A 25,848-nucleotide genomic window follows, 5' to 3' on the forward strand; every position below is an offset into this window, starting at 1 on the left:
TCAAGCGCCTTGTTCGGGCCGCCGGTCCACGTCGTTCCTCGCGGCGAGACGTCGCCGGACCAGATGGACGGCGATCAGCGACACCACGACGAAGGCGCCGACCACCACGACCGTCGTGGGGGACGGCAGGAGACGGTGCAGCACCCGCTCGACCTCGTGCCCGAACGCATAGCCGATCGCGGTGAAGACGACGCCCCACACGATCGCGGCGACGACGTTGACCGCCAGGAACACCGACCCGCGCACCTGACTGGTGCCGATCGCGACCGGGCTGATCGTGCGGATGCCGTAGATGAACCGGAACGCAAAAATGAAGGCGACCGGGTATCGCTCCAGCATCCGCAGCACCCGCGAGAACGCCGGACGCTCGCGCTGGCGTGTCACCCATCGCCGGTCGCGGCAATAGCGTCCGGCCGCGAAGAACAACTGGTCGGCGACGAACGACCCCGCCGACGACGCGGCCATCGCGCCGGGCAGTGAGAACACGCCCCTGTGCGCGAGCAGCCCGCCGCCGACCACGACCGTCTCGCCCTCGAAGCCTGCGCCGAGGAACAGCGCGACCAGGCCGTAGCGCAGCAACAGGGCGTGGAAGTTCAGGTTCCGACGCCCAGCTGCCACAGCACGAACGCGTGTTCCTCCGCCGCCTCGCGCAGGCTCTCGAACCGCCCCGACTTGCCGCCGTGGCCCGCGCCCATGTTGGTCTTGAGCAGCAGGATGTTGTCGTCGGTCTTGGTGGCCCTGAGGCGCGCGGCCCATTTGGCCGGCTCCCAATAAGTGACGCGCGGATCGTTGAGCCCGCCCGAGATGAACAGCGGCGGGTAGGCGTGTGCCGCCACGTTCTCGTATGGGCTGTACGAGCGGATCAGGTGGAACGCCGCCTCGTCCTCGATCGGGTTGCCCCATTCGGGCCACTCGCCGGGCGTCAGCGGCAGGTCTGCGTCCAACATCGTGTTGAGCACGTCGACGAACGGCACGTCGGCGATCACCGCGCCCCACAGCTCGGGATCGGAGTTGACGACCGCGCCCATCAGCTCGCCGCCCGCCGAACGCCCCGCGATCGCGATCCGGCCAGCGCTGGTCCAGCCTTGCGCGATCAGCCCGCGCGCGACGTCGACGAAGTCGGTGAACGTGTTGGTGCGTTTGTCGAGCTTGCCGTCAAGATACCATTGCTGGCCGAGATCATCGCCGCCGCGGATATGCGCGATCGCATAGGCGAACCCGCGGTCGAGCAGGCTAAGCCGCCCGGTCGAGAAGTCGGGATCGATCGCATGGCCATAAGCGCCGTAGCTGTAGAGATAGAGCGGCCGCGATCCGTCGCGCGGGAAGTCAGCCGGATAGACGATCGACACCGGCACCTGCGTCCCGTCGCGCGCGGTGACGTGCAGCCGCTCGGTTCGGTATCTGGTCCCGTCATAGCCGGACGGGATCTCCTGCACCTTCAGCGTCGTCAGGCCGCCGGTCGCGACGTCATAGTCGTAGACGGTGCCGGGCGTGACCATCGACTCATAGCCGATCCGCAGCACGTCCATCGCCCATTCTGGGTTGTCGCCCAGCCCGGCGGCGTAACTCGCCTCCGGGAAGGCGATGCGCGTCGGCGGAACGGCCGGGTCATACCGGTGCAGCTCGACCTGATCGAGCCCGTCCTCGCGGCCCTCGACGATGAAGAAGTCGCGGAACAGCGCGATGCCGGTCATGTAGAAGCGCGGGTCCGGCGCGATCCGCTCGGTCCACTCGCCGGGTGACGCGATCGGCGCAGTGACGAGCCGCCACTGGGTGTCGGTGTCGTTGGTGTGGATGAACAGCGTATCACCGTGCGTGTCGGCGTCATACTCGCGGCCGGCCAGCCGTGGCGCGACCAGGATGGGCTCGGCCAGCGGATCGCTGGCGGGCAGCAGGCGCAGCTCGCTCGTCACATGGTCGCCGGTCGAGATCGTCAGCCATCGCCGATCGCTCGTCTCGCCGACGCCGACGCGATAGCCCTCGTCCGCCTCGCGATAGAGCTCGACGTCGTCCGCCACCGGCGTTCCCAGCCGGTGCAGCCGCGCATTGTCCGTCCGCCACTGGTCGTTCGCTACGCCGTAGAGGAAGCCGCTGTCATCCGCCGTCCAGACGAGGTCCGACAGCATGTTCTCGATCACCTCGGGCAGATGCTCGCCGGTGGCGATCTCCTTGACGCGCACGGTGAACCGCTCCGCGCCGCTGTCGTCGATCGCATAGGCCAGCAGGGTGCCGCCGTTGCTGACCGACAAGGCACCCAGGCGGAAATACTCATGCCCTTCGGCCAGCGCCGGCTCGTCGAGCAGCAGCTCGTCGGGCCCGCCCGCCACGGGCTTCCGCCACCATTTGCGATATTGGCCGCCGGTTTCGAATGCGGTCCAGTAGAGCCAGTCACCGTCCTTCTGCGGCACGGAGGATTCATCCTCCTTGATGCGGCCCTTCATCTCTTCGTACAGCCGGTCGGTTAGGGCGGCACGCGGCGCCATCGCCGCCTCGAAATAGGCGTTCTCGGCCGCCAGATACGCCAGCACGTCCTCGTCGTCCACATCGGGATAATCGGGGTCCTTCAGCCACGCCCAGGGGTCGTCGATCGTCACGCCGTGCATGGTGAAGCTGTAGGGACGCTTGTCGGCGACAGGTGGCGGGGGAAGATCGGTCATCGCGCGGCCCTATCGTGGCCGGGCCGCGGCGTCACTCCATCGCGCCCAGCAGCTTGTCGACCGTCGTGGTGGCGAAGGTCGCGAAATTGTCCGCAACGCCATAGGGGATCAGCAGGTCGCGCCCATGCAGCAGCGCGCCGCAGCCATACACCACATTGGGGACATAGCCGTCGCGCTCGGTCGGGCCGGGCTCCAGGATCGGATCGGGCGTGCGCGCGAGCAGCTTGGACGGGTCAGCCTTGTCGAGCAGGCACGCGCCCATGCAATAGTTGCGCACGGTGCCGACGCCATGGGTGAACACCAGCCAGCCTTCGTCCACCTCGATCGGCGAGCCGCAATTGCCCATCTGCACGAACTCCCAAGGGTAGCGCGGGCTGACCAGCTTCGCGCCGCCGTTCCAGCGGTACAGATCGTCGGAGCGATGCAGCCAGATGCTTTCGCTATCCTGCCGCCCGAGCATCAGGAACTGGCCATTCACGCGACGCGGAAACAGCGCCATGCCCTTGGCGTCCGCCGCATCCCCGGTCAGCGGCCGCATCTCGAACGACGACAGGCCGGTGGCCGTCAACAGCTCCGGCTTGGCATCCGTGCCGCTGAACGCCGTGTAGGTGCCATAATATCTAGTGCTGCCGTCCTCTTCGGTGAACAGGACCAGCCGGACGTCCTCGATCCCCTGATGCTGGCGCGGCAAGATCGGGAACAGCACCGTCTCCGAGATCGAGCGACTGCCGCTGCAATCGAGCCGGACGCGCCCGTCGGTTTCGTCCTCGACCTCGATCATCGGCGGCACGGCGGATGGGCAGGGCGGGTCTACCTCCACCCCGCCGCTCGCGCCGCTGCCGTTTGCGCCTGGCGTCCAGGTGCCGGTTCGGAAGGCGACGGACGACACATGCCCTTCGCCGATGCCGCGCAAGGACAGCACGAAGCGGATCGCGCCGTCCGGAACGCCCGACTGATCAGGATGCGGCACCGCGCTGGGGTTGAACAGCGCCGCCGCTTCGAACGAATATTCCTCGCTGAAATAGGCGCCGATCAGCCGCTGCTGCTTCGCGCTGACGTCGCCGGGCGTGGTGATGATCTTGGCGATCTCGTCGAACCGGCGCAGCAACAGCGCGTCGACGTCGCGGTGGCGCTCGTCGAGCGAGCGCGTCACGCCCTGCAGCTCGAACTCGAGCCTCGCATCGTCGAGCGCCGTGATCCGGTCGACGATCACCTGCACGCGCGACGGGCCGGAGGCGAAGCGTCCGGGGTAGCCAAGCTCGAAGGGGCGGATGACCGTACGGGTCGGATCGGGGCGCAGAATTACGTCGCTGTGCTGAAGCAGGTCCTTGATCGCCAAAAATCGTCTCCCCCCATGGGCGGGCACACGCCCGCGTCGCACAAAGCGCCGGGCGGGACGAAAAGGTCCCGGTCAGCCTTTGCGGCCACGGCTCAGCCGATCGCGGCCTCGACCTCCGGCCGGATCGTCAGCAGCTCGATCGCGTCCTCGCGGCCGTTGAACGGCACACGCTCGCCCTCGGCGGCGCCCAGCAGCGCGCGGGCGAGCGGGGCGGTGTAGGCGATGCGGCCGGCGGCGGGATCGGCCTCGTCATGGCCGACGATCGCTACCGTCCGGTCGGCACCCGCGAGCCGGAACGTGACGCGCGTGCCCAGCGCCGCCTCGTCGCCGGCCGGAGGCGGGGCAAGCTCGGCCGTGACGCGCCGGGTCTGCCAGTAGCGCAGGTCGCGGGCGACCACCGCGCGCGCTTCCTCGTTCGCTGCATCCCGCAACGCATCCTCCAGCGCCGCAACCCGCGCCTCGATCGCCGCCAGCCCGCGCGCGGTCACGAGATTGGTACCGGCCGGGATCGGCAGCTCGAAACGCGGCTCCTTATGTTCCTCGTCGCTCTCACGCCTGAATGCCACGCTCACGATCCGTCTCCTCTACGCGGGCAGATGGGGAGGAAGCGAGGAGAGTACGAGCATCCCTCAAACATCCGCTCATGCTGAGCTTGTCGAAGCACTGCCTTTCTTTGCGAGAAGAAGGCAGCCCTTCGACAAGCTCAGGGTGAACGGAAATAGGTAGGACTGACCTCGTTCCGTTCAGTCCCGCGCGGGCTAGTCCTGCGCCGTGACGCCGCCGCCCACCGCCTGGAACAGCGCCACCGTGTCCACCAGCCGCGCCGCCTGCGCCTGCGCGAGCGTGACGGAGGCCTGCGCGCTGACGGCGGTGGCGTTGAGCAGCGCGAGCGTGCCGATGCCGCCGAGCGCGAGCTGACGCTGCCCGAAGGTCAGCGACAGCGTGGCGGCACGGCTCGCCCGGTCGGCGGCGTCCAGCGCGTCCGCGTCGGTGCGCAGCCCGGTCAGCGCGTCGTCGACGTCGACGAACGCCTGGATCACCGCCGCGCGATATTGCGACTTGGCGACGTCCAGTGCCGCCTCCGCCGCGCGCTGCTGGTACTTCAGCTGGCCGCCGTGGAACAGCGGCTGCGTCACGCCGCCCAGCAGCGTCCAGAAGGTGTTGCCGGGCTGGAGGATGTCGGACAGGCGCGGCGAGATGCCGCCGCCCTGCGCCGACAGCGCGATCTGCGGCAGCCGCGCGGCGATCGCCGCGCCGACATCCGCGCCGGCCCCGCGCAACTGCGCCGCCGCCGCGCGCACGTCCGGCCGTGCCGCGACGAGCGTACCGGGCAGCGACACGGGCAGGCGGGTGGGCAGCGAGAGGTCGGCCATCGTCGGCAGGTCGGGCAGCGGCGCCCCCGGCGAAACCCCGAGATAGGCGGAGATCAGCGCGCGCTCATGCTCCCGGGCACGGATCAGCGTGGGCAGCGACGCCTCGCCGGTCGCGTTCGACGCCTGCTGCGCCACCACGTCCGCCTGGCCGATGTCACCGATCTGCAGCCGGCGCTGGAGCAGCGCGAGCACTTGGCGGTTGCTGGCGATGCTCGCTTCGCTCGCCTCGATCTGGCGGCCGAGCGCGGCATATTGGATTGCGGCGGTGACGAGGTTGGCGACCAGCGTCTTGCGCGCCGCTTCCAGCCGCTCGGCCGCGACCTCGCCCTGCGCCCGCGCCGAGCGGGTCCGGTTGCGCTGCAGCCCGAACAGGTCGACCGCATAGGTGACGGTGACCTGCGCGGTGTGCAGCGTGTAGAGGGTGTCGAACTGGTTGGCGAGCGGCGACTGGATCTCGTTGGAGACCTTCGCGCGCTCGGCCTGATAGTTTAGGTCCGCCTGCGGCAGCGCGGCGCCGGCGGTGGCGCGCGCCGTCTCGCGCGCCTGGCGCAGCGTCGCCTCGGCCTGCGCGATGTCCTCGCTGCGGGCGAGCGCCTGCGTCACCAGCGCGTTCAGCTTGGCGCTGCCGAACGCCGTCCACCAGTCGGGCCGTACCGTCTCGCCGGGCACCACCAGCTGCGCGGGGCCGGCGTCGGGCGTCAGCCGCTGCGGCGCCACCGGCGGCGCGAGCGAGGCGGTGGTGCCGGGGTGCTTGGGCCCGACCGTGCAGCCGCCGACCAGCGCCACCGTCGCCATGAGCAACCCGCGCTTCATGCCAGCGGCTCCGGATGCGCGACCGGATGATGGCCCACATCATGCCCGTGGGCCCCCCGGTCGTGCATTCCGACGCGGCGCGAGAACCGGTCGATCAGCACCGGCAGCACCAGCAGGATCAGCACCGGCGCGAGCGTCATCCCGCCGACCACCACCAGCGCGAGCGGCCGCTGAACCTGGCTGCCGATCCCGGTCGAGACGGCGGCGGGCAGCAACCCGATCGCGGCGGCGAGGCAGGTGATGAGCACCGGGCGCAGGCTCGTCTGTACGGTGGCCGAGATCGCCTCCTGGCGCGACAGGCCCTCGTCGATCCGCTGGTTGAACGTCGTGACCATCAGGATGCCGTCCATCACCGCGATGCCGAACAGCGCCACGAAGCCGATCGCCGCCGAGATGCTGAACGGCGTGCCCGTCACCGCCAGCGTCAGCACGCCGCCGATGATCGCCATCGGGATGACGCTGAACGCCAGCAGCGTATCGACCAGCGACGAGAAATTGGCGAACAGCAGCACCAGGATCAGCCCCAGGCTGATCGGCACCACGACCTCCAGGCGATTGACCGCGCTCGTCAGGTTCGCGAGCTCGCCCGCCCATTCGAGATGATAGCCGGCCGGCAGGACGACGTTCTTCTCGATCCGCCCGCGCGCCTCGTCGATCGCGCCGCCCAGATCGCGGTCGCGGACGGAGAACTTGATCGGCACGTAGCGTTCCTGATGCTCGCGATAAATGAACGAGGCGCCCGACGTCAGCCGGACGGTCGCGACCTCCGACAGCGGGACCTGCACCGGTTGGCCGTTCGCGCCGGCGGGCGCGCCGATCGTGATCCGCCGGATCGCCTCCAGGCTGTCGCGCTGCACCGCCGGCAGCCGGACGATGATCGGGAAATGCCGGTCGGTCGCGCGCTCGTACAGGTCGCCCGAGCTCTGGCCGCCGATCGCCGCGGCCACCGTCTGGTTCACGTCGTCGGGCGTCAGACCGTAGCGCGCCGCCGCGCCGCGATCGATGTCGATCCGCACCGTCGGCTGGCCGAGCACGTCCGAGATGCCGAGGTCGTCGATGCCGCGCACCCGGGCCATCTCGGCCTTGATGCGGTTGGCGATCGTGGTCAGCGTCTGGAGGTCGGGGCCGAACACCTTGACCGAGTTGGCGCCCTTCACGCCCGACGACGCCTCCTCGACATTGTCCTCGATATATTGCGAGAACTCGAAATCGACGCCGGGATAACGCGCCTGCAACCGCGCCTGCATGTCGGCCGTCAGCTGGTCCTTGCTGATCCCGCCTGGCCAATCCTCATGGGGTTTGAGCGGGGCGTAGAACTCGGCGTTGAAGAAGCCGGTCGGGTCGGTGCCGTCGTCGGGTCGGCCATGCGTCGAGATGACGCGCTCGATCTCGGGATAGCTCGCAACGATGTTGCGGATGCCGTTCACGCTCGGCTGCCCCGCCTCGAGGCTGATCGATCCGGGCAGGGTGGCGCGGATGTAGAGGTTGCCCTCCTCCAGGTGCGGCAGGAACTCGACGCCCAGCGATCGCACCGCGAAGAACGCCGCGATCAGCAGGATGGCGGTGAAGCCCAAGGTCAGCACGCGGTTGGCGAGCGCGAAGGAGGCGGCGGGCTGGTACCCGCCACGCAACTTGCGCACGATCCACGTCTCCTTTTCCTCCAGCCGGTCGGGCAGCATCACCGACGACAGCACGGGGGAGATCAGGAACGTCGCGATCAGGCCGCCGCCGATCGCATAGGCATAGGTCTTGGCCATCGGGCCGAAGATGTGCCCCTCGACGCCCGTCAGCGTGAACAGCGGCAGGAAGCTCGCGATGATGATCGCGGCGGCGAAGAAGATGCCGCGCGACACGTCGTTGGAAGCATGGAGGATCGCCGAGAAGCGGCTGGACGGGCTCGCATGAGCCTGACCGGTGGCGATGTTGTGCGATCGTTCCACCATGTGCCGGAAGATCGCCTCCACCATGATGACGCTCGCGTCCACCACCAGCCCGAAATCGAGCGCGCCGACGCTAAGCAGGTTCGCCGATTCGCCCTGGATCGTCAGGATCAGCACCGCGAAGGCGAGCGCGAACGGGATCGTCAGCGCGACGATGATCGCGCTGCGGAAATTGCCCAGCACCAGCCATTGCAGCGCGACGATCAGCAGGATGCCCTCGACCAGATTGTGCATGACAGTGTGCGTCGTCACGTCGATCAGCGCCGACCGGTCGTACAGCGGGGTCAGCTTCACGCCCGGCGGCAGGATGCCCGTCGAGTTGATCGTGTCGAGCTCCGCCTTCACCAGCTTGATCGTGGGGCTGGACTGCGCGCCGCGCTGCATCAGCACGATGCCCATCACCATGTCGTCGTCGCGGCCCTCGCCGGCGATGCCGAGCCGCGGTTCGTTGCCGACGCGGATCGTGCCCACGTCCTTCACCAGCACCGGATTGCCGGCGTTGGTCGTCACCATGGTGTTCTCGATCGCCGCGGTCGACTGGATCAGGCCGACGCCGCGCACGATCGCCGCCTGCGCGCCGAAATTGACCGTCTGCGCGCCGACGTTCCCGTCGCCCTTGCCGATCGCGGCGAGCACCTGCGCGACCGTCGCGCCGTGAGCGAGCAGCCGGTCGTTGTCGACCACCACCTCATAGGTGCGCAGCTTGCCGCCCCAGCCGGTGACGTCCGCGACACCTGGAATGCGCTTGAACCGTCGCTGGAGAACCCAGTCCTGGATCGTCTTCAAGTCCATCACCGAATAGCCGGCGGGCGCGGTCAGGCGGTAGCGGAAGATCTCGCCGATCGGGCTGGTGGGCGAGATGGTCGGCTGCGCGCCGCCCGGCATGGGCCCAAGCTGGCCGAGCCGCCCGAGCACGCGCTGCTCCGCCTCGCGGAAACCGACGTCGTAGCTGAACTGGATCTTCACGTCCGACAGGCCGAACAGGCTGATCGTGCGCACCGCGGTGATGTTGGGCACGCCCGCGATCGCCACCTCGATCGGCACCGTCACGTTGCGCTCCATCTCCTCCGCGGAGATGCCGGGCGACTGAGTCAGCACCTCGACCATCGGCGGGACGGGATCGGGATAGGCCTCGATGTTGAGGTTGGCGAACCCCATCGCGCCCGCGCCGATCATGCCGATCAGCAGGACGATCATCAGGACGCGCTGCCGAAGCGCGAACTCAACCAGGCGATTCATGCGCGGATCCCGCTACGACGGTCAGCGATCACGCGCCGCTTCCGGCTTCGTTGACGAACAGCGCGCCGGCGGTGACGATCCGGTCGCCGCGTTGCAGGCCCGACGCGATCGTGTCGGTGGTGTCGGTGGAGTCGGACACCTGCACAGGCTGCGCGCGGAGCAGGCCGTTCGCGCCGACCATCCACACGTGCGCGCTGTCGCCCTCATGCACCACCGCCGCCGCGGGCACGCGGATCGCCGCACCGCTGTCGCCTGCGCGGCGGATCGCGAAGCTCGCGAACATCTGCGGTTTCAGCGTACCGTCGGGGTTGGCGACCGTCGCGCGCACCGGCAGGCGATGCGTCGCGGGATCGAGCTGCGCGGCGATGTTGTCGATCCGCGCCTCGAACGACCGGCCGGGATAGGCGGGCGTCGTCACCTGCACCCGGTCGCCGACGTGCACCGCCGCCGTGTCGCTCTCGGCGAGCTGCGCGATCAGCCACACGCGCGACAGGTCCGCGATCGTCATCACCGGCTTGTCGCCGCCCGCGCCGACATACTGGCCGGGCGCCACGTCGCGGCTGGCGACCGTGCCCGACACGGGCGAGCGATAGGTGCTCTGCGTCGACAGCGGATTGCCGCCACCGGACTGGCCGAACAGCGCGAGCTTGTCGCGCGCCGCCGCGAGGCCCGAATCCGCACTCGCCAGCACCGATCGCGCGGCGACGAGGTCGCTTTGCGACTGGCGATAGTCCTTCAGCGCGCCGCCGGCGGTCTGGTAGATCGCCTGCTGGCGCGCGGCGTTGTCGGTCGCGATCTGGAGCTGCGCCGCCGCCGTCACGCGCTGAGCGTTGGCGGCCGCGAGCGCGTTGCGCGCCTCCACAACATCGGGCGAGGCGATCTGGAGCAGCGGCTGCCCCTGCGCGACATGCTGCCCCGCTTGGACGTACACCTGCGCGACCTGGCCTGCGAAGGGCAGCAGCACGGGCGTCGAGTGATCCTCGTCGACCGAGATCGTCCCGGTCGCGTTCACCCGGCGATCGTCGAGCGATTCGCCGACCGTCATCGTCTTCAACTGGCGCAACTGATCGGGCGTCGCGCGGAACGTGCCGGGGGGCGTGCTCGCCGTCGTCTCCTGCGCGGGTGTCGCGAACCAGCGCGACGCGGCCGATGCCAGGAACACCAGCACGATCGCCGCCGCCGCCAGGCCGAGCAGCTGCCATTGCCGCCGCCGGTCGATCGTCCGGGCGGGCGGCAGCGGCTCGAGATGGTGGAGGTCGGTCATGGTTCGTGCGATCTTCGAGCTGTTGCAGGCGACAGAGTGCAAGCGGATGCGCACCGCTTGCAAGCGGAATGGTGCAGCGCGGTAGGCACGACGCTTACGCGAAGATGACAAGAGCTTCAGGCAGGACCTCCGCGGTCCGCCTCGCGGATGATTAATCAACCAAGGTGAACCGCGGCGCAGATCGCCGTTCCAGGCCGGAACGGCCGCCGGGAACTGTCGTTCACCCGCGATCCGAAACGGTTCAGGGCCCTCGATGACCACAGACAAGCGCGATCAGCAGGCCTCCCCGCCGGCTGTGGTGGCCGCCGCCCTGTGCGGGCATCCTGGCCCAGTGGTGTTCGTCGCCGCCGATGACGGACGTGCCGCCGCGGTGGCGGAGATCGCGGCGGCGCTCGCGCCCGATCGTCTCGTCCTCCTGCTGCCGTCGAGCGACGCGCTGCCCGGCGACGACGCGCCGGCATCCCCCGCCAACGCGGGCCAGCGGATCGCGGCGCTGCGGCGGCTGCGCGCCGCGGTGCGGGCGGACGAAGCGTCCCGCGTGCTGTTGGTCGCGACGGCCGAGGCGAGCGCGGTGCGCCAGCCCGCGCCCGAGACGTTCGACGCCGCGCCGCCATGCCTCGCGGCCGGCGACCCGATCGACCCACAGGGACTCGCCGCGCTGGCGCAGGACATCGGCTACGTCGTCGACGATCTGGTGGACGAGCCCGGCGCGATCGCGATCCGCGGCCAGGTGATCGACCTGTTCCCGGTCGATCTGCCGCGCCCGATGCGGATCGAGGTCGCCGACGGCCGGGTCGCCCGCCTGCGCTTCTTCGACGCGGCGACGCAGGTCAGCGACGAGGCGTGCCGCGACGGCGGCGTCGACGCGGTGGAGATCGGCCACGCGCGCGAGCCGGATGCGACCGGCGGCGTGCCACTGACGGATCACCTGCCCGGCGCCGCCGTGGCGATGGACGCCGAGGCGCCGGCTCGCCGCGCCGCCTTCCTCAAGCTCGCCGCCGACGGCCTGTCGCACCGCAAGGTCGCCGCCGGGCTCGTCGACGACAAGGCGTGGCAGAAGGCGCTGGCGGACCGCGACCGGATCGAGCTGGCGCCCGCGGCGGAGGCGCCCCCGCGGTTCGTGGAGCGGCATGATCCCGCCCGCGCCTTCGCCCGCTTCGTCAAGGCCCGCTTCGTGGAAGATCTTGGGCAGCGCCGGCTGGTGCTGACGGGATGCGCCCGCGATCTGCGCTTCCTGCGCCCGCGGCTGGAGCGGGCGGCGAAGCTGGCGTTCGTCGAGGCCACGAGCTGGGCCGACGTCCTTGCGGCCCCGGCGGGATCGGTCCTCGCGCTGCCCGCGCCGATCGATCGCGGCTTCGCGATCGGCGACGTGACGGTGGTGGCGAGCGGCGACGTGCTCGGCGGACGCGCGGGCTCCGCCGTGCAAGGGAGCGGCGGGCGGGCCGCGCTGGCCGGCCCGACGGGCGAGCTCGCGCGCGGCGACGTCGTCGTCCACGAGGAGTTCGGGCTCGGCATGGTCGAGGGACTGGAGACGCTGCCCGATGGCGGCGACGCGATCCGGCTCGGCTATGCGAAGGACACGCATCGGCTGGTGCCGGTGATGGAGGCGGACCGGCTGTGGCGCTATGGCGCGGACGCCGACGCGGTCTGCCTCGATGCGCTCGACGGCTCGTCGTGGCAGAAGCGGCGCGGCGCGCTGGCCGCGGCAGTGGCGGAAGGTGCCCGCGCGCTGCTGGCGGTGGCGGCGGAGCGCGACGCGCGCCGGGTCGAGCCGGTGACGCCCGACCGCGCCGCCTATGAAAAGTTCGCCGCCGGCTTCCCCTTCACCGAGACGCCCGACCAGGCGCGCGCCATCGCCGCCGTGCTGGACGACCTTACCAGTGGGCGGCCGATGGACCGGTTGATCGTCGGCGACGTCGGCTATGGCAAGACGGAGGTCGCGCTGCGCGCCGCCGCCGCGGTCGCGCTGTCGGGCCGGCAGGTCGCGCTCGCCGCGCCCACCACGGTGCTCGCGCGACAGCATCTGGAGACGTTCCACCGCCGGTTCGAGGGGACGGGGGTAGAGGTCGCCGGCCTGTCGCGGCTGACCGGAGCGGCCGAGAAGAAGCGCGTGCTCGCGGGGCTGGCGGACGGATCGATCGGGGTCGTCGTCGGCACCGCCGCCGTCGCCGGCAAGGGCGTAGCCTACAGGGACCTCGCGCTCGCGATCGTCGACGAGGAACAGCGGTTCGGCGCCGCCGACAAGGCGAGGCTGCACGGGCTGGGCGGCGCCGATGCCGGCGGAACCCACGTCCTGACGATGAGCGCCACGCCGATCCCGCGCACGCTGCAGGCGGCGATGGTGGGGCTGCAGCCCGTATCCGTCATCGCGACGCCGCCCGCGCGCCGCCAGCCGATCCGCACCACCGTCACCCAGTGGAACGACCAGGCGGTGCGCGCGGCGCTGTTGCGCGAGCGGGCGCGGGGCGGGCAGAGCTTCGTCGTCGTGCCGCGCATCGAGGACATGGGTCCGCTGGAACAGGCGCTGAGGACGCTCGCCCCCGAGCTGACGCTCGTTACCGCGCACGGCAAGATGCCCGCGGCCGCGATGGACGAGGCGATGGTCGGCTTCGGCGCCGGCAAAGGCGACGTGCTGCTGGCGACCAACATCATCGAGGCGGGGCTGGACGTGCCGCGCGCCAACACGATGATCGTCCACCGCGCGGACCGGTTCGGCCTGTCGCAGCTCCACCAGTTGCGCGGGCGCGTCGGGCGCGGGGGCCGACGGGGCCAGATCATGCTGGCGACGCAGGAGGGCGCGGCGATCGCGCCCGCGACGCTTCGGCGGCTGAAGACGCTGGAGGCGTTCGACCAGCTCGGCGCCGGCTTCCAGATCGGCGCGCGCGACCTCGACCTGCGCGGCGCGGGCGACCTGGTGGGGGAGGAGCAGGCGGGGCACATGAAGCTCGTCGGCGTCGACCTGTACCAGCATCTGTTCGCGCTGGCGCTGAAGGAAGCGCGCGGCGAGGCGGTGGACGATTGGGTGCCGGACCTGAAGCTGGACCTTGGCGGCCGACTGCCCGACGCGTGGATCCCCGAGGAGGAGGTGCGGCTGGCGCTCTACGGCCGCCTCGCCCGCCTGACCGGCGCCGCCGCGCTCGACGCGTTCGAGGCGGAGCTGGAGGACCGGTTCGGCGCCTTGCCCGACGAGGCGGCGCGCCTGCTGGCGACCGCCCGCATCCGCCTGCTGGCGCGCGCGGCCGGCGTGGCGCGGATCGACGCCGGCCCTGCCGCCATCGCCTTCACCCCGCGCCGGGCGGGGCAGGTGGCGGCGGTGGAGGGGCTGGAGGAGAAGGGCGACCGCCTGATCGCACGGGTGGCGATCGCGGAAGCGGCGGAGCGGGCGCACGAGGTGGAACGGCTGCTGGAGGCAATGGGGTAAGCAGTTCGCTTTCGCCCAGAGGTAGACGTTCAGAAAGGAAGCCGTACTTTGCCTGCGCCGAGGAATCTTATAATGGTGTTGCGCCGGCAAAGGGACTGTGAAGATCGAGCATGATTGGGAACCTAGCCTTTTTCGTAGTAATGTAGGGGCGTAGCCATAGGTCTAGCAAACAGGCTCTACGTTATCGTCCGATACCGCGCCATCAATATCAAAGGCATCACTTACTCGCGCGTAAATACCCCCGTGATGTATTGGGTTCAAATGGTAATTTTGATCGCTGGCTTTATCATGGTCGCTGGGATTGCGGTGATTATCACTCTTGGTTTTGTGGGCATAATAGATTAAGTCCCAGCAATAATCTGCGAAGCGCGTTAGTGTTTATGGCCGCTTTCCACCAAACGTGCCGACCCCACTTGTCATGTTGGATCAAGCGTGACAGCGTCGGTTCGTTCTTTCGCATTGCCGCTCACGTCATGATCGCTCACGCCTGCGCGCAAGTCTGCGTCGGGACGCTGCGTTTGGTGTTACCTACTGTTACCTACTTTTCGCGCGAGACAGGTACGGCACGGGATCGCCTTCCTCAATCCTCCCCCGCCAGGGGGAGGTGGCTCGCGCAGCGAGACGGAGGGGGCGGAAGCTAACCGGTTGCTGTGGTATCCGCCCCCTCCGAGCCGCTGGCGCGGCCCACCTCCCCCTGGCGGGGGAGGATGAAGTACCTCCATGACCCTCGCTCCGTCTCGAACCCACACTCCACCATAGCCTACCCAGCCACCGCCCCAACCCGCGCCGCCGCCGCCCGGAACTCGCGCTCCAGCCGCGCGACCAGCTCCGTCACCGGCGTTCGCGCCGTCACCGCGCCGATGCCCTGGCCGCAGCCCCAGATGTCGCGCCAGGCCTTTGCCTCCTGGTTGCCGCCGGATGCGAAGCTCATCGTCTTGACGTCGCCTTCGGGCAGCGCGTCCGGGTCCAGGCCCGCCGCGGCGATCGACGGCTTGAGGTAATTGCCGTGCACCCCGGTGAACAGGTTGGAATAGACGATGTCGCTCGCGCCGGACGCGACGACCATGTCCTTGTACCCGTCCGCCGCCCGCGCCTCGTCCGTCGCGATGAAGGCGGAGCCGATATAGGCGAGGTCCGCGCCCATCGCGATCGCGGCGGCGATGGCGCCGCCCGTGGCGATCGATCCCGACAGCGCCAGCGGCCCGTCAAACCACGCCCTGATCTCCTGCACCAGCGCGAACGGCGACAAGGTGCCCGCATGCCCGCCCGCGCCGGCCGCGACCGCGATCAGGCCGTCGGCGCCCTTTTCCACCGCCTTGCGCGCGAACCGGTCGTCGATCACGTCGTGGAAGGTCAGCCCGCCATAGCCGTGCACCGCCTCGTTGACGTCCACCCGCGCGCCCAGCGATGTGATAACGACCGGCACTTGCCATTTGACGCAGAGCGCCAGATCCTCCTCCAGCCGGTTGTTGGAGCGGTGGACGATCTGGTTGACCGCGAACGGCGCGGCGGGCGCCTGCGGATGGTCGCGGTTGTGGGCGGCGAGCTCCTCGGTGATCCGGTGCAGCCACTCGTCGAGCTGCGCGATGGGTCGCGCGTTGAGCGAGGGGAAGCTGCCGACGATCCCCGCCTTGCACTGCGCGATCACCAGTTCCGGCCCGGAGATGAGGAACAGCGGCGACCCCATGACGGGCAGGCGCAAACGGCTGGCCAGGGAGGCGGGCAGGGTCATGGTCTCTCCTCGTCGCGGGCTTCGTGGCCTTGAGATTGAGTAGAACCGGGTGGACAATGGTGCAATGTCGGACGTGGACGCATACGCAGATGCAGACGCAGATGCAGTCAGGGCCGACCCTCCCAGCAATCTATGTTTCGCGAATGACGTCGGCCTGTGTTACAGACGACGATATTGCCAGCCGTTAAGACGGGCGCTGGCGACCGAGAGTTGATTTGCTCCCGCCCTTGTCGGGAGACGTTTCAACTCATTCTGATCCCCTGTCATTATTGGTCCGAAAGCTGGACATGCGCAGCGTCTTGTCGGACGATGATCGCGCCGCGGTCCTCGCGCTGCCGTTCACATTGCGCAAGGTAAGCCGCTCGGCGTACCTCCTGCGCGAGGGCGAGCGGCCGTCGACCTGCTCGGTGCTGGTCGAAGGCTATGCGTTTCGGCAGAAGCTGACCAGCGAGGGCGCGCGGCAGATCGTGTCCATCCACCTGCCCGGCGATGCGCTCGATTTCCAGTGCATGCTCCTCGACGGCGCCGACCACAATATCCAGGCGCTCACCAACGCCGAGCTCGCGGTAATCCCCGACGGGGCGGTGCGCGAGCTGATGGCGCAGCGACCCGGCGTCGCCGCCGCGATCCTGACGGACATCGTCGTGGAGGCCTCGATCCTGCGCGAATGGCTGACCAACGTCGGCCGGCGACAGGCGCAGCCGCGCCTCGCCCACCTGCTGTGCGAGTTCGCGATGCGGCTCGATGCGCAAGGGTTGAGCGAGAGCGGGTCCTATGAGCTGCCGATGATCCAGGAACAGATCGGCGACGCGCTCGGCCTCACCTCCGTCCACATCAACCGCACGCTGAAGGCGATGGAGGCGGAGGGGCTGATCCGCCGCACCGGGCGGTCCATCGCCTTCCCCAACATCGACGCCTTGCGCGCGGTCGCCGGGTTCAGCCCGCTCTACCTCCATCTGGGACAGCAGGGCGGATGAGGCCGTGCCGCGATCAGCCTAGCGCGGCGGCGTCCCGCCACATCCTTGCCGCGGTTCGGCTATAGCGCCGGGCGATCATCGGCGGCCGGAGCTCCCCGACTGCCGGCTGGACGAGGAACGATCATGACCATCGCCCTGCCGACGCCGATCGCGGCCGTCCCGGCTCCGTCGGGCATCGCCGCACCCGCGGCTCCGATGCCGGCGCTGACCGGCGTGCTCACCGTCGAGGTCGGCAACGTGCGCGCGGCGAAGGGGCACGTGCGGCTCGACGTGTGCCCGCAGGCCAAGTTCCTGAAGGACGGCTGCCCCTATTCCGGCAGCGCGCCCGCCGTCGTCGGCACCACGGTGGTGACGGTGCGCGGCCTGCCGCCGGGCCGATACGCGGTGCAGGCGTATCTCGACGAGAACGACAACACGAGGGTCGATCGCGCGCTGTTCGGCATCCCCAAGGAGGGCGTCGGCTTCTCCAACGACGTCAAGGTGATGTTCTCCGCGCCGAAGTTCGCGGACGCGGTGTTCTCGTTCACCGGCGCGGCGCAGACGATCCGGTTCAAGCTGCAGTATTTCCTGTAGGATGCGCCCCGTTTTCCCGAAGGCGCCCGTTCCACGCCTGGTCGCGCTCGGCATCGCCCGGCCCTGGGCGACCGTCGCCTCCGCCGTCGCACTGCTGGTGACCGCCGTCCTGTTCGCGTCGAGCCATTTCGCGATGACGACCGACACGGCCGCGCTGATCTCGCCGGACGTCGACTGGCGCCGGCAGGAGCGCAGCGCCGAAGCGGCCTTCCCGCAACTGTCGGACGTGATGCTGGTGATCGTCGACGGCCGCACGCCCGAGCTCGCCGAGCAGGGTGCGGCCGCGCTGGCGACGCGCTTCTCGGCGGACCGTGCGCGCTTCCGCCGCGTCAGCCGACCCGACGGGGGCGCGTTCTTCGGGCGCGAGGGGCTGTTGTTCGGCAGCCCGGACGAGGTCCGCCGCTCGACGCAGGCGCTGATCGACGCGCAGCCGCTGCTGGGGCCGCTCGCCGCCGATCCCTGGCTGCGGGGCGTGGGGACGGCGCTGGGCAGCGTGCTGGATGGCGTGCAGGCGGGGCAGGCGCGGCTCGACCGGATCGCCGCGCCGATGCGCGCGCTGGCGGGAGCGTCGGAGCGGGTGCTGGCCGGGAAGCCAACAAACTTCTCGTGGATGCGGCTTTTCGCTGACGGCGAGGGGGGCGGTTCCCCCGCGCTCGCCGCGCCGACGCGCCGCCTGATCCTCGTCCAGCCGGTGCTCGACCACTCGGCGCTGATGCCGGGGGAGGCGCCGACGCAGGCGGTGCAAGCCGCGGCCACCGCGTTCGGGCCAGGCATCCGCGTCCAGGTAACGGGCGAGGTGCCGCTGGCCGACGACGAGTTCGCGACGCTGCAGGAGAATATCGGCACGGTCGGCGCGGTGATGCTGGGCGCGATGCTGCTGACGTTGTGGTTCGCGACGCGGTCGTGGCGGCTGGTGCTGGCGATCATGGCGACGATCATCGTCGGCCTCGTGGTGACGACCGCGGTGGGGCTGGCGGCGATCGGGCGGCTGAACCTGATCTCGGTCGCGTTCATCCCGCTGTTCGTCGGGCTGGGCGTCGATTTCGGCATCCAGCTGACGGTCCGGTTCAACGCGGAGCGCGTCGACGGAGCGACTCCCGCCGAGGCGCTCAGCCGCGCCGCCGCTGCGCTGGGCGCGCCGTTGAGCCTTGCCGCGGGAGCGGTGTTCCTGGGGTTCGGCGCGTTCCTGCCAACCGCCTATGTCGGCGTCGCCGAGCTGGGCGTGATCGCCGGCCTCGGCATGGTGATCGCGCTGCTGTTCAGCGTCACGTTGCTCCCCGCGCTGATCCTGCTCGTGCGGCCGGGCGCGCCGACGCGCGAGGTGGGCTTTCGTCAGCTTGCGCCCGTCGACCGGTTCTTGGAGCGGCGGCGGCGATGGGTGCTGTGGGGGTTCGCCGTTTTTCTCGCGGGGAGCATCATGCTCCTGCCGCTGGTGACGTTCGACTTCAACCCGCTGCACCTGCGCGATCCCAGCGCCCCGTCGATGCGCGCGCTCGCCGACCTGACCCGCGATCCCGAGCGGACGCCTGACACGATCGACGTGCTCGCGCCCACCGAGGCGGCGGGGCGAGCACTGGCGGCACGGCTGGGCAAGCTGCCCGAGGTGAAGCAGGTCGTGTCGGTCGACTCGTTCGTGCCGGAGGACCAGGCGCCCAAGCTGGCGACGATCGCCGACGCGTCCACGTTGCTCGACCTGACGCTGAACCCGTTCGACGTCGCGCCGGCTCCGGACGACGCCGTGCGCGTGCAAGCGTTGACCGCAACCGCCGCTCGGCTTCGGCAGGTCGCCGGATCGAGCGCCACACCGGCTGCGGTGAGTGCGCGAGGCTTGGCCGATGCATGGTCCCACCTCGCGGCCGGTACGCCGGCTCAGCGCGCGGCACTTGATGCTGGCTTCTCGCGCCCGCTCGCTACGATGCTCGACCAGGTGCGCCTGTCGCTCCAGGCGCAGCCCGTCACCCGCGCGACCTTGCCGCCCGAGCTCGCGCGCGACTGGGTCGCGCCCTCCGGCCAGGTCCGGCTGCAGGTCTTCCCGTCGGGCGACCCCAACAGCAACGCGGCGATGGAGCGGTTCCGTGCCGCGGTCGCGCGCGTGACGCCCGCCATATCCGGGCTGCCGGTCGCAACCCAGGCTGCCGCGCGCACCGTCGCCGGAGCGTTCGTGCAGGCGGGCGTCATCGCTTTCGTGCTTGTCAGCCTGCTGCTGTTCGCCGTCCTGCGCGACGTGCGCGAGGTGCTGTTCACGCTCGCGCCCGTCGTCCTGTCGATCTTCCTGACGCTCGGCACCTGCGTGCTGATCGGTCAGCCGATCAACTTCGCCAACATCATCGCCTTCCCGCTGCTGTTCGGGGTCGGCGTCGCGTTCCACATCTATTTCGTGATGGCCTGGCGCAGCGGTGCGACCGCGCTCCTGCAATCGTCGCTGGCGCGCGCGGTGCTGTTCTCTGCGCTCGCGACCGGCACCGCCTTCGGGTCGCTGTGGCTCTCCCATCATCCCGGCACCGCCAGCATGGGCAAGATCCTGATGCTGTCGCTCGCGTGGACGCTGGTGTGTGCGCTGGTGTTCGAGCCCGCGCTGCTCGGGCCGCCGCGGCGGGTGCCTAGCTCGGCGTAGAAGCGGGCGCCTGAGCCGGAGCTGGCGCCGGAGCCGGCGTCGGAGCGGCGGGGTCGGTCAGCGGGTCCTGCAACTCGCGCGCCTTCGACGGCGCGGGCGGAACGCCTGGAGCGGGAGCGGCGGACGGGTCCTGCGGCGCGGGCGGGCTTGCCGCCGGATCGACCAGCGGGCTCTGAAGCTCGCGCGAGCTGGTGCCGGTCGCTGCGGCGGGATCCGCCAGCGGATCGCCAAGTCCGGTCGCACGTCCCTTGCCCGTCCAACCCGGCCCGTGCAGGTCTGCGATCTCCCCGGCCCGATCCTGCAGGAACACCGATCGGAAGGTCGCATACGGGTCCACCGCGTCTCCCAGGATGGCCTTCAGGTCGCTGTCCGCCTCCGCCCGCGCGTCGAGCCCGGTTACGACGGCGCGCGTCACCTGATACTCCGCGCGATCGAACGGCGTGCCGACGACGAACGGCAGGATCACCGCCTCCGCCTGTCCGCCGACCAGGTCGCGCAACGTCGTCGGTCCCAGCAAGGGAAGGAACAGGTACGGCCCAGGCTTCACGCCGTAATAGCCGAGCGTGTCGCCGAGCCCGTTGGGCCGATGCGGCAGCCGGATCGCCGGCGACTTGGCGACGTCCACCGCGCCGCCCAGGCCGATCGTCGAATTTAGCACGAACCGCGTCGCCGTCTCGACTGCCTTGCCGGGCTTCAACTGCAGCACGTAGTTCAAGACGATCAGCGGCTCGCCCAGATTGCTGAAGAAGTTGCGCAGCCCCGTGCGAAGGAGATTGGGGACGACGTGCTTGTAGCCGAGTGCCACCGGGCGGAGGAAATGCCGGTCGAACACCTGTTGCCGTCTGAACCAGTAGCGGTTGAACCGCTCGAACGGATCGCCCTTCGTGTGCCGGCCGCGCTTGGGGGGCACGACGTTGCCCATCGGGTAGACCACGGCGGGCGGAACGGCAGGCGACGCGACGACGGGCGCTGCCGGCTCCGTCGTCCTCACGGCGGGCTGAGCCTGGAGCAGGAGCGCTAGCGCCGGCATCATCGCCGGCGAGATCATCCCGCGCCCTTCGCCGCCATCGCATCGAGGTGAGCGACGAGCGCCTTGGCACCGCCCTGTGCCAGCACCTGCGCGAAATCGGACCGGCGCGTGGTAAGCTGGCTGATCGACTTGTAGTTCACGTCGATGATCCGCCAGCCGTTCCCGCTCTGGCGCAGGCGATAGGCGATCGCGATCGGCGATCCGGACGGGTCGACGAGGGAAGTACGCACCAGTTTGTCAGTCGTATGCGACAGTTTGTCGATACGTGTATCGACCTGCGGCGCGATCGTGAACGACTGGCCGGAATAAGCGTCGAAGTTGCGCGCATAGGTGTTGACCGTCAGCCGCCGGAACGCCGCGACCAGTGCGGTCTGATCCGCGGGCGCGAAGCCGGTCCAGCCCGGCCCGACCGCGAGCCGGGTCATCAAGGGAATGTCGAAACTCCGGTCGACCACCGGCCCGATCTGCGCGGCCCGTCCCGAGACGCCCGCTCGCGTCCCCACCTTCATGATCGCGAGCAGCCCCGCGTCGAGCGCCTGTACGGGCACGATGGCAGGGTCGGTAACCGCCTGGGCGACGGCCGCAGCCGGAGTTGCGATCGCGGCGAGGGCCGCGACAGGCGGGACTGCGATCGCGGCGAGGGCCGCGACAGGGAGGACAAATCGCATGGCGGATACTCGCTGGTCGTCTGGCGGCGGGACATAGGAGCCTGACGTTCCGGGGTCCAGTAGCGCCGACTTCGGGCGCTGTTAGGTGAAATGCTGCACCGCGATGACGCCGGCCCCTTTCGAAAACGGCTGCAGTCCGCTACTTAGGACGACCGGGGCGTGACACGACCAGTTCGAGAAGGCGTGATGTTGAACGAAGCGCATATCAGTCCCGCCGCGAAGGCGACCCCGTTTGGTGCCGCGACGCTCCAGGTGATTCTCGCTCAACCGCGTGGATTTTGTGCGGGTGTGGTTCGAGCGATCGACATCGTTGAAAGAGCTCTCGATCGCGATGGGCCGCCCGTCTATGTCCGGCACGAGATCGTCCACAACAAGCACGTCGTCGACAAGCTGCGTCGCAAGGGGGCGGTGTTCGTCGATGATCTGACGGAGGTTCCCGAGGGCGCGACCACCATTTTCTCCGCGCATGGCGTCGCCCGGTCGGTGCAGGCGGAGGCGGCGGCGCGGCGGTTGCCGGTGCTGGACGCGACGTGCCCGCTTGTCACCAAGGTGCACAACCAAGGCCGTCGCTATGCCCGCTCCGGCCGCACGCTGGTGCTGATCGGCCATGCCGGTCATGCCGAGGTGATCGGCACGATGGGGCAGGTCGATGCGCCGATCCATCTCGTCGGCACTGCGCAGGACGTCGCCGCGCTGCCGTTCGCGGACGACCTGCCGATCGCCTACATCACCCAGACGACGCTGTCGGTCGACGATACACGCACCGTCATCGCGGCGCTGGAGGCGCGGTTCACCGACCTGATCGGGCCGGACGTCTCCGAGATCTGCTACGCCACGCAGAACCGCCAGACCGCGGTGCGCGACCTGTGCCGCGCGAGCGACGTCGTCATCGTCGTCGGCGCCAGGAACAGCTCCAACTCGTCCCGCCTGCGCGAGATCGGCGACGAGATGGGCGTGCCGAGCTACCTGGTCGACGACGGGTCGGGCGTCGATCCGGCCTGGCTCGACGGCGTCGTCTCGGTCGGCATCACCGCCGGCGCGTCGGCGCCCGACGAGCTGGTGGAGGACGTGATCGCCGCGCTCCGCCGGTATCGCCGTGTCGAGGTCTCCACGCTCGACGGCGTCGTGGAGAATGTCGAGTTCAGCCTGCCGACCGAGCTCCGCAACGTGTCACCTGCGCCGAGGCATGTCGCCTTGCGCGCAGCCGAATAGGACGAACAGATATGGGTCTCCCGCTCCAGCCGCTCATCCGCATCGGCGCCTATTCCGTGGCCAAGGAGATCGGCGGCGGCAAGTACCCGCTCGTGCTGATGCTCGAGCCGCTGCTGCGCTGCAACCTCGCTTGCCCGGGCTGCGGCAAGATCGACTATCCCGATCCGATCCTCAATCAGCGGCTGAGCTACGATCAGTGCATGGACGCGATCGACGAGTGCGGCGCCCCCGCCGTCTCGATCGCGGGCGGCGAACCGCTGCTCCACCGCGAGATGCCGCAGATCGTGACGGGCTATATCGCCAAGAAGAAGTTCGTCATCCTGTGCACCAACGCGCTGCTGCTCAAGAAGAAGATCGATCAATACGAGCCCTCGCCATACTTCACCTGGTCGATCCACCTCGATGGCGACCAAGGCATGCACGACCATGCGGTCGACCAGGCCGGCACCTATGACGCCGCGCACGAGGCGATCCTGCTCGCCAAGGCCAAGGGCTTCCGCGTCCAGGTCAACTGCACCGTGTTCGACGGCGCCGACAGTGCACGGCTGGCCGGGTTCTTCGACGAGATGCAGCGGCTGGGCGTCGAGATCACGATCTCGCCGGGCTATTCCTACGAGCGCGCGGCCGACCAGGAGCATTTCCTGACGCGCGAGCGGACCAAGAACTTCTTCCGCGACGTGTTCCGCCGCGGCGACGGCGGCAAGGCGTGGACGTTCACCAACTCGCCGCTGTTCCTCGATTTCCTCGCCGGCAACCGCTCGTACGCGTGCACGCCCTGGTCGATGCCGCTGCGCACTGTCTTCGGCTGGCAGAAGCCCTGCTACCTCGTCGGCGAAGGCTATGTCGAAACCTTCGCCGAGCTGATGGAGGGCACCAACTGGGACCAGTATGGCGTCGGCAAGTACGAGAAATGCTCTAACTGCATGGTGCATTGCGGGTTCGAGGGCACGGCGGCGAGCGACGCGATGCGCCACCCGCTCCAGCTCATGAAGGTCGCACGCCAGGGCGTCCGCACCGAAGGACCGATGGCCGAGGACATCGACCTTTCGCAGGCGCGCCCCGCGGCCGACGTCCACTCGACGCACGTCGAGCGTGAACTCGCGCGGATCGCGATGAACGACCCGACGGGCATGCGGCGGGTGCAGCGGGTGGCGTAGGGGGCCGAACTTCGCGATATTGCGAACCGCGCCAGCCGAGAATTACGATTGCTCCTTATCCTCCCCCGCTAGGGGGAGGTGGCGCTGGAGGCGACGGAGGGGGAGGCCGCCCGACGGCTCGGTAGGTGGCACAACGCTGAAGTGCTACCGCGATGATCTGCGTGACGACGCCGTCTAGGTTGGAGAGAACCTCGACAGCGGCATAGCGCAGCGTTCGCACACCCTTAGCGGCCATCCAAGCGTCTCGCTGAGCGTCACGCACCGGCCGATTGCCGCGGTTGTGCGCCTCGCCGTCGACCTCGGCCGCAAGTCGCGCTGGCGCACAATAGAAGTCGAGAACCCAGTCCTCTCCCACAGCGTGCTGCTTTCGGAAACGCAGGCCCGCATCGTTGCTGCGGAGCGCGAGCCATAGCGCGATTTCAGGCGGCGTCATGACGCGCCGTAGGCGCTTGGCGTTACGTCGTGCTCGCTCGGACCCCGCCAGCCGCATCGCCTGCCGCCCCCTCCGTCATGCTTCGCATGCCACCTCCCCCTGGCGGGGGAGGATTATGTGATCAAACGGTAGAGCCTTCTTAGTCGGACATCCTCAACCCAGAGCCAGGCGGCATCATCGCCCAAGGCGGCGAAGCGTGTTCTCGTAGCGCTTGCTGATTTCCTCCCGCAGTGCCTTCCGATCGATGTCCGGCTTGGGCTTGGCCGTCAGCCTGATCTCATCCTCGGCAGGCGATCTTTGGCTGGCCATTGCTACTACCCCTGTCATCATACGACATCGTGCGCGGCCGCTGTCAGTCAATCAACTCTGGGGTTTGTAGATGATCCAGTTCGTGCATGCCGACGGCGAGACTGGTCGAGGCAAGGTCGCTGTGCGTGTCGCCGGGTCGGCGTATGGCGAGCAGCCGGCATGACGGGCGTTCCGCAGATCGAGCGGCCGGACCTGATCGTGCCGGACACCGGCCCGCTGATCCACCTGGCGCAGGCGGACGCGCTGCACCTGCTCCACCAGATCGGCGGGCGGGTCGTCGTGGCCGACATGGTGGCGATGGAAGCGACGCAGGACTTGGACAAGCCGGGCGCGCGGGCGATCGCGGCGTGGATCGATGCCGGCGGGCAACCGGGCTCCAACGCCCCCGTCCTCGTCGCCCCGACCGCGATCGGCGAGCTGTTCCGGCAGGCCCGCAAGTCCGATCCCGACATCCGGCCGCGCAACGCCGGCGAGCTGGCGATCCTCGAATGGCTGGGCAGCTACGTCGACCATATCGAGAACGCCGGCCACGCAGTCCTGATCGTCTACGAAAATGGCACGATACTGCGCTTCGTCAGGGAAACCGGGCTTGATCTGGACACCGACGTGCTGACCACGCGCGCGTTCCTCGAATTGGCCGAGCGTCGCGGGATCGTCGCGAGTGCGGAGGAATATTGGCGGCGCATCGTCGAGGCCGCGCCCACGGCCAACACTGATGTTGCGACCATTAGGCAGGGCCTACCGCGTGGGGGTTAGCGAAGGTCTGTTTGCCGAGTCCAGTTTGCTAGGTATAAGACACTATGAAATCGAGATGGCGCCTTCTTATCTGGATACTTGCGCTAAGCGGGTGCGGTAAGCCCCAAATACGTTCGCCGAATATAAAGCTCGCGATTGTTCCCTATTCGATAACTTCTGACTTCGCCTCAGGGCTCGGACTCTCAGTGCTCAACAATGGGCCGGACGCCCTTTGTTTTCCGGAAGGCCTGGTCGATGCAGACAGCGCGAGGATAGACTTCCAAATCAATGGATTGCGTCCTAAGCGCGTAATTACTCACCCCCCCCGGTTGTGGGCGGGACGTCAGACGGCGAGGGTAGCG

The 25,848-nt window shown here is 69.2% G+C and carries 18 protein-coding genes; 7 read left to right on the forward strand and 11 right to left on the reverse strand.

What is annotated here, in order from left to right:
* The 7 genes from ACFE65_RS13610 to ACFE65_RS13640 form a co-directional block, all read right to left on the reverse strand.
* Window positions 1-618, reverse strand: coding sequence for a DedA family protein (locus tag ACFE65_RS13610; protein ID WP_375382909.1), 618 nt, complete (start codon window positions 616-618; stop codon window positions 1-3).
* The gene (locus ACFE65_RS13615) at window positions 594-2,657 is read right to left on the reverse strand and encodes a S9 family peptidase (protein WP_375382910.1); all 2,064 of its coding nucleotides are present in this window, start codon (window positions 2,655-2,657) and stop codon (window positions 594-596) included. Before ACFE65_RS13615 ends, ACFE65_RS13610 begins: the two co-directional genes overlap by 25 nt.
* A 31-nt stretch (window positions 2,658-2,688) precedes the next feature.
* Window positions 2,689-3,996: a glycoside hydrolase family 130 protein gene (locus ACFE65_RS13620; RefSeq protein WP_375382911.1), complete on the reverse strand. Its 1,308-nt coding sequence runs from the start codon at window positions 3,994-3,996 to the stop codon at window positions 2,689-2,691.
* Between the two features lie 92 nt (window positions 3,997-4,088).
* Window positions 4,089-4,568, reverse strand: a complete 480-nt coding sequence (locus tag ACFE65_RS13625) for a GreA/GreB family elongation factor (protein WP_375382912.1) — start codon at window positions 4,566-4,568, stop codon at window positions 4,089-4,091.
* A 186-nt stretch (window positions 4,569-4,754) separates the two neighbouring features.
* Window positions 4,755-6,182 carry an efflux transporter outer membrane subunit gene (locus tag ACFE65_RS13630; RefSeq protein ID WP_375382913.1) on the reverse strand — a complete coding sequence of 476 codons (1,428 nt, stop codon included), beginning with the start codon at window positions 6,180-6,182 and terminating at the stop codon, window positions 4,755-4,757.
* On the reverse strand, window positions 6,179-9,361 hold the full coding sequence (locus ACFE65_RS13635; RefSeq protein ID WP_375382914.1) for an efflux RND transporter permease subunit: 3,183 nt from the start codon (window positions 9,359-9,361) through the stop codon (window positions 6,179-6,181). Before ACFE65_RS13635 ends, ACFE65_RS13630 begins: the two co-directional genes overlap by 4 nt.
* A gap of 28 nt (window positions 9,362-9,389) precedes the next feature.
* A complete protein-coding gene (locus ACFE65_RS13640) occupies window positions 9,390-10,625 on the reverse strand; it encodes an efflux RND transporter periplasmic adaptor subunit (RefSeq protein ID WP_375382915.1) in 1,236 nt (411 codons plus the stop codon).
* Window positions 10,626-10,878: 253 nt separating this feature from the next.
* Here ACFE65_RS13640 and ACFE65_RS13645 point away from each other — a divergent pair, with 253 nt between their 5' ends.
* Entirely contained in the window at window positions 10,879-14,046 is a 3,168-nt protein-coding gene (locus tag ACFE65_RS13645; RefSeq protein WP_375382916.1) for a TRCF domain-containing protein, read from the forward strand.
* Between the two features lie 760 nt (window positions 14,047-14,806).
* Here the strand turns inward: ACFE65_RS13645 and ACFE65_RS13650 are convergent.
* Window positions 14,807-15,778: an NAD(P)H-dependent flavin oxidoreductase gene (locus ACFE65_RS13650; RefSeq protein WP_375382917.1), complete on the reverse strand. Its 972-nt coding sequence runs from the start codon at window positions 15,776-15,778 to the stop codon at window positions 14,807-14,809.
* Window positions 15,779-16,065: 287 nt separating this feature from the next.
* Here ACFE65_RS13650 and ACFE65_RS13655 point away from each other — a divergent pair, with 287 nt between their 5' ends.
* The 3 genes from ACFE65_RS13655 (at window position 16,066) to ACFE65_RS13665 (ending at window position 19,942) form a co-directional block, all read left to right on the forward strand.
* Window positions 16,066-16,755 carry a Crp/Fnr family transcriptional regulator gene (locus tag ACFE65_RS13655; RefSeq protein ID WP_375382918.1) on the forward strand — a complete coding sequence of 230 codons (690 nt, stop codon included), beginning with the start codon at window positions 16,066-16,068 and terminating at the stop codon, window positions 16,753-16,755.
* A gap of 123 nt (window positions 16,756-16,878) precedes the next feature.
* Entirely contained in the window at window positions 16,879-17,328 is a 450-nt protein-coding gene (locus tag ACFE65_RS13660; protein WP_375382919.1) for a DUF2141 domain-containing protein, read from the forward strand.
* Between the two features lies 1 nt (window position 17,329).
* Window positions 17,330-19,942 carry an MMPL family transporter gene (locus tag ACFE65_RS13665; RefSeq protein WP_375382920.1) on the forward strand — a complete coding sequence of 871 codons (2,613 nt, stop codon included), beginning with the start codon at window positions 17,330-17,332 and terminating at the stop codon, window positions 19,940-19,942.
* Here the strand turns inward: ACFE65_RS13665 and ACFE65_RS13670 are convergent.
* Window positions 19,929-20,975, reverse strand: a complete 1,047-nt coding sequence (locus ACFE65_RS13670) for a VacJ family lipoprotein (RefSeq protein ID WP_375382921.1) — start codon at window positions 20,973-20,975, stop codon at window positions 19,929-19,931. The two genes, ACFE65_RS13665 and ACFE65_RS13670, sit on opposite strands and share 14 nt — an antisense overlap.
* An 11-nt stretch (window positions 20,976-20,986) precedes the next feature.
* A complete protein-coding gene (locus ACFE65_RS13675) occupies window positions 20,987-21,640 on the reverse strand; it encodes an ABC transporter substrate-binding protein (protein WP_375382922.1) in 654 nt (217 codons plus the stop codon).
* A 204-nt stretch (window positions 21,641-21,844) separates the two neighbouring features.
* Between ACFE65_RS13675 and ispH the strand changes: the two genes are divergently transcribed.
* Complete coding sequence (gene ispH, locus ACFE65_RS13680; RefSeq protein WP_375382928.1) at window positions 21,845-22,852, forward strand: 4-hydroxy-3-methylbut-2-enyl diphosphate reductase; 1,008 nt, start codon at window positions 21,845-21,847, stop codon at window positions 22,850-22,852.
* 11 nt (window positions 22,853-22,863) lie between these two features.
* Window positions 22,864-24,009, forward strand: coding sequence for an adenosyl-hopene transferase HpnH (hpnH, locus tag ACFE65_RS13685; protein ID WP_375382923.1), 1,146 nt, complete (start codon window positions 22,864-22,866; stop codon window positions 24,007-24,009).
* 55 nt (window positions 24,010-24,064) lie between these two features.
* Here hpnH and ACFE65_RS13690 read toward each other — a convergent pair whose 3' ends face one another.
* Window positions 24,065-24,499, reverse strand: a complete 435-nt coding sequence (locus ACFE65_RS13690) for an endonuclease domain-containing protein (protein WP_375382924.1) — start codon at window positions 24,497-24,499, stop codon at window positions 24,065-24,067.
* Window positions 24,500-24,910: 411 nt separating this feature from the next.
* On the opposite strand from ACFE65_RS13690, the gene ACFE65_RS13695 reads away from it, so the two are divergent.
* On the forward strand, window positions 24,911-25,507 hold the full coding sequence (locus ACFE65_RS13695; protein WP_375382925.1) for a hypothetical protein: 597 nt from the start codon (window positions 24,911-24,913) through the stop codon (window positions 25,505-25,507).
* Window positions 25,508-25,848 lie beyond the last annotated feature (341 nt).

The sequence above is a fragment of the uncultured Sphingomonas sp. genome, assembly GCF_964237335.1.
Classification (GTDB): domain Bacteria; phylum Pseudomonadota; class Alphaproteobacteria; order Sphingomonadales; family Sphingomonadaceae; genus Sphingomonas.

Excerpts from the sequence above, each read along its gene's own strand:
- ACFE65_RS13660 (WP_375382919.1), top strand. The coding sequence starts at position 16,879 with ATGACCATCGCCCTGCCGACGCCGATCGCGGCCGTCCCGGCTCCGTCG.
- ACFE65_RS13655 (WP_375382918.1), top strand. The coding sequence starts at position 16,066 with ATGCGCAGCGTCTTGTCGGACGATGATCGCGCCGCGGTCCTCGCGCTG.
- ACFE65_RS13670 (WP_375382921.1), bottom strand. The coding sequence starts at position 20,975 with ATGATGCCGGCGCTAGCGCTCCTGCTCCAGGCTCAGCCCGCCGTGAGG.
- ACFE65_RS13630 (WP_375382913.1), bottom strand. The coding sequence starts at position 6,182 with ATGAAGCGCGGGTTGCTCATGGCGACGGTGGCGCTGGTCGGCGGCTGC.
- ACFE65_RS13675 (WP_375382922.1), bottom strand. The coding sequence starts at position 21,640 with ATGCGATTTGTCCTCCCTGTCGCGGCCCTCGCCGCGATCGCAGTCCCG.
- hpnH (WP_375382923.1), top strand. The coding sequence starts at position 22,864 with ATGGGTCTCCCGCTCCAGCCGCTCATCCGCATCGGCGCCTATTCCGTG.
- ACFE65_RS13615 (WP_375382910.1), bottom strand. The coding sequence starts at position 2,657 with ATGACCGATCTTCCCCCGCCACCTGTCGCCGACAAGCGTCCCTACAGC.
- ACFE65_RS13690 (WP_375382924.1), bottom strand. The coding sequence starts at position 24,499 with ATGCGGCTGGCGGGGTCCGAGCGAGCACGACGTAACGCCAAGCGCCTA.
- ACFE65_RS13635 (WP_375382914.1), bottom strand. The coding sequence starts at position 9,361 with ATGAATCGCCTGGTTGAGTTCGCGCTTCGGCAGCGCGTCCTGATGATC.
- ACFE65_RS13645 (WP_375382916.1), top strand. The coding sequence starts at position 10,879 with ATGACCACAGACAAGCGCGATCAGCAGGCCTCCCCGCCGGCTGTGGTG.
- ACFE65_RS13665 (WP_375382920.1), top strand. The coding sequence starts at position 17,330 with ATGCGCCCCGTTTTCCCGAAGGCGCCCGTTCCACGCCTGGTCGCGCTC.
- ACFE65_RS13695 (WP_375382925.1), top strand. The coding sequence starts at position 24,911 with ATGACGGGCGTTCCGCAGATCGAGCGGCCGGACCTGATCGTGCCGGAC.
- ACFE65_RS13640 (WP_375382915.1), bottom strand. The coding sequence starts at position 10,625 with ATGACCGACCTCCACCATCTCGAGCCGCTGCCGCCCGCCCGGACGATC.
- ACFE65_RS13650 (WP_375382917.1), bottom strand. The coding sequence starts at position 15,778 with ATGACCCTGCCCGCCTCCCTGGCCAGCCGTTTGCGCCTGCCCGTCATG.